The sequence below is a fragment of the Campylobacter concisus genome, assembly GCF_902460595.1.
GTDB classification, from domain to species: domain Bacteria; phylum Campylobacterota; class Campylobacteria; order Campylobacterales; family Campylobacteraceae; genus Campylobacter_A; species Campylobacter_A concisus_BL.
In genome coordinates, this window is record NZ_CABPVA010000001.1 from 771,183 (window position 1) to 778,239 (window position 7,057).

Annotated in this window: 7 protein-coding genes; all 7 read right to left on the minus strand. The window is 43.3% G+C overall.

Annotated elements, in window-relative coordinates:
- Positions 1-109 precede the first annotated feature (109 nt).
- From ttdB to F3G86_RS03795, 7 genes are read right to left on the minus strand one after another with little or no spacing between them, the layout of a single operon-like run.
- Positions 110-730 carry a L(+)-tartrate dehydratase subunit beta gene (ttdB, locus tag F3G86_RS03765; RefSeq protein WP_149723033.1) on the minus strand — a complete coding sequence of 207 codons (621 nt, stop codon included), beginning with the start codon at positions 728-730 and terminating at the stop codon, positions 110-112.
- Positions 727-1,626: a L(+)-tartrate dehydratase subunit alpha gene (ttdA, locus tag F3G86_RS03770; RefSeq protein ID WP_149700818.1), complete on the minus strand. Its 900-nt coding sequence runs from the start codon at positions 1,624-1,626 to the stop codon at positions 727-729. Before ttdA ends, ttdB begins: the two co-directional genes overlap by 4 nt.
- Before the next feature lie 11 nt (positions 1,627-1,637).
- A complete protein-coding gene (locus F3G86_RS03775) occupies positions 1,638-2,969 on the minus strand; it encodes a ribosomal maturation YjgA family protein (protein WP_223228534.1) in 1,332 nt (443 codons plus the stop codon).
- 28 nt (positions 2,970-2,997) lie between these two features.
- Positions 2,998-3,744, minus strand: a complete 747-nt coding sequence (gene larB / locus F3G86_RS03780; RefSeq protein ID WP_149723034.1) for a nickel pincer cofactor biosynthesis protein LarB — start codon at positions 3,742-3,744, stop codon at positions 2,998-3,000.
- Entirely contained in the window at positions 3,741-4,514 is a 774-nt protein-coding gene (larE, locus tag F3G86_RS03785) for an ATP-dependent sacrificial sulfur transferase LarE (RefSeq protein ID WP_149723035.1), read from the minus strand. Before larE ends, larB begins: the two co-directional genes overlap by 4 nt.
- On the minus strand, positions 4,486-5,679 hold the full coding sequence (gene larC / locus F3G86_RS03790) for a nickel pincer cofactor biosynthesis protein LarC (RefSeq protein ID WP_149723036.1): 1,194 nt from the start codon (positions 5,677-5,679) through the stop codon (positions 4,486-4,488). Before larC ends, larE begins: the two co-directional genes overlap by 29 nt.
- A gap of 2 nt (positions 5,680-5,681) precedes the next feature.
- Complete coding sequence (locus tag F3G86_RS03795; protein WP_149723037.1) at positions 5,682-6,932, minus strand: lactate racemase domain-containing protein; 1,251 nt, start codon at positions 6,930-6,932, stop codon at positions 5,682-5,684.
- Positions 6,933-7,057: the final 125 nt, after the last annotated feature.

The window sequence follows — 7,057 nt, forward strand, 5'->3', positions numbered from 1 at the left end:
CCAAACACACAGCAAAAACTAGAGAGATTTTAGAAGCTGCGATAAACAATGCGCTTTAAATTAACGTAAATTTTAAAGCGCATTTATAAGCTATCAAGCCTAAATTTACCTACTTTATAAAACCAACCTGCGGTAAAATTTCAGCCAAAGCCTCGTCTTTTTTCTCGTTAAATTTAACCTTATTTTGCTCAAAAAGGTTGTTTCCGTGCGCATCTATCGAGACTATTAACGGGCCAAACTCTTTTACACGGCACTTCCAAAGAGTCTCAGGCATACCAAGCTCCGTCCAGTCCGCACTCTCGATCTCTTCAACCTGCGTTGCGACCACCACTGCACAGCCTGCTGGGAATACGCAGTGAATAGCGCCAAACTCCTTGCAACCGCTCATCGTGCCTTCCCCCATGCCGCCTTTGCCCACAATGAGACGCACGCCAGTTTTTGCGATAAATTCTCGTTCAAATTTCTCCATCCTCATGCTAGTCGTAGGCCCAACCGAGACCATTTCAAAGCCCTCCTTACCGCCATCTTCTGTTTTTCTGATGATCGGCCCTGCGTGCAAGATCGCACCACCTTTGATATCTAGTGGCAGCTCCCTACCCTCCTCCACTACGCGTCTATGCGGCACGTCGCGGCAGGTGACGATGTGTCCCGTCAGATAGATCACGTCGCCGATTTTGATGTTTGAAAGATCCTCGGCGCTTATTGGCGTGGTTAAAATTTTCTTACTCATAGCGCGAACTCCTTGTGCGATTTTATGTCGAAGTTTAGATCTGCATCCCAGACGATGTGCCCTTTACGGTGCGACCAACAGCCCACATTTACGGCGACAGCTATGACGCTTGGGTGGCGAGCGCAGTTTTCTATATGCACGCCCATGACAGAGCTTGCACCGCTCATGCCTTGAGGACCAAGACCGATTTTATTTATGCCATCTTCAAGCAACTTTTCGGTTAGTGCGGCTCGTTCGTTTGGATTTTTAGAGCCCAAAGGCCTCATCAGCGCCTTTTTAGATAGCAAGGACGCTACCTCGATCGAAGTGCCCACACCAACACCCACTAGTAGCGGCGGACAAGCGTTTATGCCGTAGCTCGTCATTATATCCATGACAAATTTAACAACGCCCTCATAGCCCATGCCAGGCATCAGCACGGTCGCTTTGCCAGGCAGACTACAGCCGCCACCAGCCATATATGTGTGGATCTCGCACTCGCTGCTATTTGGCACGATCTCCCAAAACACGCTCGGCGTGCCCTTGCCGACGTTTTTGCCGGTATTATACTCATCAAATGTCTCCACGCTGTTATGACGAAGCGGAGCTTCACGAGTAGCTTGCAGAACAGCCTCTCGCAGCAGCTCTTCAAGCTCACCGATCAGCGGGAAATTTGCGCCACATCTTACAAAAAACTGGATCACTCCAGTATCCTGACAGGACGGGCGGTTTAGCTCCTTTGCAAGGCGCTGATTTTCAAACATCGTTTTATAGATCTCCTTTGCCAGCGGCTGCGTCTCGCGCTCGCTAAGCTCAAGTAGCTTCGCAGTCACGTCATCAGGCAGCACTTTGCCCGTGTAGCCGACAAATTTTGCCATGACCCCAGTCATCTTTTTTATGGATTTTTCTTTATCCATCGCTTCTCCTTTTAAATTTCGTCCTCGAAAAACGGCTCGGGATTTTTAAGCAACCAAAGCACGAATAGGTATCTAAGCTTACCTACATCTTCAGCATGCCAACTTGTCCTTAAATTATAAAACATCTCATCAAGCGCGTCGTCATTTAGCTCTTCGAGCCTATTGCCTAGCTTAAAATATTTTTTAATTTCGGCGGCGGCTTTATCTGTATATTCACCATCCCATAAAATCCAACTTCCATATTCCCCGTTGTAGTCCCAGTACCAGTATAAATTAGTAGCCGCATGTATCATTTTATACTGCACACTATCTTTTTGTCTTAAGAATTTCATCCAAAAATCATAGGTAAATTCGCTGTATTCTTGCGGATCGTATTTTTCCATATCCGTTGGATACTCGGGTACATATAGGTATTCCAACCTTTTGCCAAAGCGACGCCAAATATAAATTTGCGATTTTTCAGGTAGAAGATTATATATATAATTATACATTATTCCAAAATCGATATTAACGACTTCACCCGCCTGTTTTATATATTCCCGAGAGGCATAGTCCTGCTTGCCTACGATTACTAACTTTTGATGCGGTTTTAAATTTTTATATACATACCGCATAAAATTTCTAAGTGGCGTCTCGCCCTTTTTATTTTTAGCGTTTATGTCGCCGCCTTGCATAATAATCCATTCGATTAAATTTGCGTCCGCATACGCATAGGGCGAGTTTGGACCTTTTTTCTTGATATCTTTGTTTACATGTAGCATATGCAGTATCGTGTTGCCGTCTTTGTCGGTCGCATTTATATCGTAAATTTCAAATACCGCCTTAATCTTCTCATTGTCGCCGCTTTGCAAAATTTCATTAAAATTTTTGGGTAATCTTTTACGCCTAAAAATTCGTATCTCGTTATAGATCGCATGCTCACTACCGATGAAATTTTCAGATGCGTAAGCTAAAACGCAGCCTATCGCATAGCAGATAATGTCCATCCAATCAAATGTTCCACCAAAAATTATCCATAGTGCGTAATTTTGAACGCCTAAAATTTCAAGTACCTTAAAATATTGTGTGATTTCAATAACTAGCGAGAAAGTGAAGGCCGCGAGCGCTAAAATTTTAGGCGGTAGCCTGAACGCGGCTCGCCCAAATGCATAAAGCATCGCTGCGGCTAGCGCATCGCCTAGATAGTAGCGTATGAAGCCGTCTTTGGCGTAAATTGCGATAAAAATTTCAAATGCTAAAATAGCAATACCCGTCATCGCCCAGTTCATTCTAGCATCCCAACAATACTCACTTCTAGATGCGTCCGTAGGCGAAAGTATTGCTTTTTTCGTATCCTCTCTCAATTTTACCCTTACAAATTCTATTTAAAATTTAGAGATGATTTATCAGGCTCGCGTTATATGCAGCGCCGTATCCGTTGTCGATATTTACGACACTTATGCCATTTGCACAGCTATTTAGCATAGCTAGCAGCGCCGCGACTCCGCCAAAATTTGCCCCATATCCCACGCTAGTAGGCACTGCGATCACTGGAGAGCTTACAAGTCCAGCCAACACGCTAGCAAGTGCGCCCTCCATGCCAGCAACGGCTATCACGACCTTTGCACCTCGTATCTCATCAAGCTTTGCGACCAGCCTATGTAGTCCTGCCACGCCGACATCGGTAAATTTTTTCACGTCATTGCCTAAAAATTTTGCTGTCTCGTAGGCCTCCTCCACGACTGAGCCATCGGCAGTGCCAGCAGAGACGATAGCTATGTAGCTTTTTGTAGGCGCAGGCTCTTTAAATTTGACGCTGATCGCCCTGCCACGAGCGTTAAAATTTGCCTGCGGAAAGATCTCACGCATGCGTTTAAAAACGCTCTCTTTTGTTCTTGTGATCAGGATATTTTCATTTTTTTCGCCGATCGCACTAGCGATTTGCAAAATTTCATCATCTGTTTTATTTGCCCCGTATATCACCTCACCAGTGCCATTTCGCAAAGCGCGCTGAGTGTCGATCTTGGCGCATCCGATGTCGTTAAATGGGTAGTTTTTTAGATACTTTAGCGCATCTTGCTCGCTCATCTTGCCGTTTTTTATACCAGCGATAAATTCTAAAATTTCAGCCTCACTCATGCCAAAACATCCTCTCTAAACCCCTTTAGATCAAGCGTCACCTCTGTCGCTCCTAGTACGACTAGCTCTTTAACGATGGCTTTAAATTTCACGTCGCTCAAAAAGCTTTGCATGCTAGAAAATGGCATTTGCAGCTTCATTTTTCTACCATCAAGCCTTGCTCGCACATTTGCGTAGCCGCTTTTTATCAGTAAATTTTCAGCCGCCTCTACTAAATTTAGATCGCTCACGCTTATCTCTTTTTCATGTGGCAAACGAGTTAGCAAACATGCGTAGCTTGGCTTGTCTGCTGTTGCTAAATTTAGCTCGCACGAGAGCTCGCGGATCTCAAATTTGCGTAAATTTATTAGAGGCGAAAGCACACCAAGCTCTTCTTTTGCTTTTAAACCAGGGCGATATTCGCCAAGATCGTCCTTGTTTGTGCCGTCAGCCAAATTTGTAAATCCAAGCTCTTTTGCACGAGCAAGTAGCCTTGAAAAAACTACTTTTTTGCAAAGATAGCAGCGATTTTGCGGATTGAGCTTTATCTCATCAACAATGCCCACTTCAAATATCTCATGCCTGATGCCATAAAATTTAGCAAATTCTACCGCCTCATCTATCTCGCGCAAAGACATATAGGGCGATTTTACCGTGAGTGCTAGTGCATTTTCGCCAAGCACGTCCGCAGCGACCTTTAGTAGCAACGAGCTATCCACGCCACCGCTAAATGCAACGGCTAAATTTCCTAGCTTTTTTATATCATTTTTTAGAATTTCTAATTTCGTCATACTTTTTAAAAATTTCTTTTTTTACCTGAAATATCGATGTTTTATGCGCAAGTGCTGCGCTTTTGCACTCGTCAAATTCAGGCTTTACCCTTTCATCATCGCCTGAAATTTTTAGTCTTATATCGCCAAATTTTGTGCGAACACTTACAAATTTTCGTTTTAGCTCGGTTTTTACGACATCTATCTCACGAACGCCAATGGCCGTCGTGTGCGTAAATATAAGCTCTTTTAGCTTTTTCGCATCTTCGCTTTTACACAAGACGTTTAGCTCAAAACCGATGCGCCCTTTTTTCATATAGATAGAGTGACTAAAGACGTCTAGAGCGCCGTTTTCACGTAAAATTTCACATGAAAAGGCAAAGCTTTCTGCGTCCATATCGTCTATGTTTGTAGATATCATTTTTTGCACCAAATTTTGGCTCTCATCTACCTCGCAGATCATCGCGCGAAGGGCATTTGCAAAATTTGGCGCATTTTTTTCGCCAGCTCCGTAAGCTACTTTTTCTATTTTGAAATTTATCTCACTCACAAACTCATCTGTGCAGGCTTTTAGTATCGCAGCACCTGTTGGCGTAGTCATCTCAAAATTTGCTCGCCCAAGACTAACTGGCACATCTTTTAAAATTTCACAAACTGCTGGCGCTGGGACATTAAGATAGCCGTGGTCGCAATTTACTACGCCGCCACCAAGCTCAATCTTTGAGCTAACAATCCTAGAAATGCCAAAATTTTTAGATAAATACTCAAAGCAGATCGCGGCCCCTACGACATCTACTATGCTATCAACCGCTCCAACCTCGTGAAAATGCACCTCATCGATGCTAACTGCATGCACCTTTGCCTCAGCTTGCGCGATCACGTGAAATATCGCTGCAGCATTTTTCTTGCAAATCTCGCTTAAATTTGAGCTAGCCAAAATTTGCTTGATATCAGCGTAACTCCTAGCGTGAGGCTGCGATTTTAGTAGAACGACGACGTCTATTTTGGTCGTAGCGATGCCATTTTTTACTACGTTTTTTTGCTCTAAGCGAAATTCTCCGCTCAAATTTAGCTTCTCTAGCTCAGAGCAAAGATAGTTAAAATCCACCCCAAGCCCGACAAGAGCGGCTAAATTCATATCGCCACTAATGCCAGAGCTTGCGTCATAGTATAAAATTTTAGCCAAACTCACACCTTAGGCACGGTCATAGAGCCAAACGGCAATATGATTATTTTTGCATCCTTGCCTTTTTGCGCTAGCGCCTCATCTACGGCCTTTTGTAGGTCGTGATACGGCTTTAGATGCACAGCTTTCATCTCATCATCGCTTAGATCAGTCACTGCCCAAGTCTGCGCCCAAAGCGAAATTTCAGCCATTTTTGCAGCCTTATGATAGCCAAGTTTAAAACCAGAATTTATCTTTTCTAGCACTTTTTTTGGCGTATCGGCCGATGCCATAAGGTCAAAAAAAGGTTTTGGACCGATGCCTGTGCGGCATTTTGCGACCATTATTAAAATTCCATTCTGCGCAAGCGCTAATTTGCCGTTATCTAGGGCTTTTTGCGCCTGATAAAGATCGACATCCATAGGATATGGTGCCACCGAGATCACGATGTCAGCCTTTTGTGGGATATTTACGCAAAATACCTCATCAGCCTTTTTCACACAGTCATAAAAGCTATCGTTTAGATCGCCAGCACTCGCGTAATAGACGCCATGCTCGCTATCAAGCACCGTCTGTATAGAAAAGACATCGATATTTGAAAGAACTTTCATCGCGTCGATCATATCTTCATGCACAGGGTTGCCCTCAAGGCGAAGTGCCTGAGCATCAGGACTAAGCGCTAGCTTGTGGTTTTGCGTGATGCTCTCATACGACGCGGTGCCAGGCAAAAAGGCCTTTCTACCACCAGTGTAGCCTGCGAAATAGTGGGGTTCGACCGAACCTACAACGATCACTTTTTTAGCTTCAGCTACGATCTTGTTTAGATACATCTGCGTGCCGTTTTTGCTCTCTCCTAAAAAGACCATCTCGTCGTGCTTTGAGTCGTGGTCATGAACCTCGTTTTTAGCTCTAATCTCTGGGTAAATTTCTTTAGAAAATATCATATTGTATTCATCTAGCGTGCCCTCTCTGTGACAGCCAGTGGCGATGATGAAAATTTTATTTTTATCGCGAAGCTTTGGATAAATTTGCTTTAAAATTTTAGCCGTTGGCGTAGGTCTTGTGCCGTCATTTACGATGATAACGATCTTTTCATCGCCAGCGATAAACTCATCAAAGCTCTTTTGGTTTATCGGATTTGCTAAAGCCTTTGCGATAAGCGCTGCTTCGTCAAATTTAGCGACTTTGTTTGGGTCAAAAACACCAAGTAGATTTTTTTCGTCTATTTTTAAATTTATATGGTCATCTTTGCCATAAGCGATAGGGATTTGCATGCTTCTCTCCTTAAATTTAACTATTAGTTATTTACTTTTAGGATTTTATCTCAATCTTTCTTTTAAATATATTTAATTTTTTCACAAAAATATAGATAAGATAACAAGAATTAAATGTAATATTA

Excerpts from the sequence above, each read along its gene's own strand:
- ttdB (WP_149723033.1), bottom strand. The coding sequence starts at position 730 with ATGAGTAAGAAAATTTTAACCACGCCAATAAGCGCCGAGGATCTTTCA.
- ttdA (WP_149700818.1), bottom strand. The coding sequence starts at position 1,626 with ATGGATAAAGAAAAATCCATAAAAAAGATGACTGGGGTCATGGCAAAA.
- larB (WP_149723034.1), bottom strand. The coding sequence starts at position 3,744 with ATGAGTGAGGCTGAAATTTTAGAATTTATCGCTGGTATAAAAAACGGC.
- larE (WP_149723035.1), bottom strand. The coding sequence starts at position 4,514 with ATGACGAAATTAGAAATTCTAAAAAATGATATAAAAAAGCTAGGAAAT.
- F3G86_RS03795 (WP_149723037.1), bottom strand. The coding sequence starts at position 6,932 with ATGCAAATCCCTATCGCTTATGGCAAAGATGACCATATAAATTTAAAA.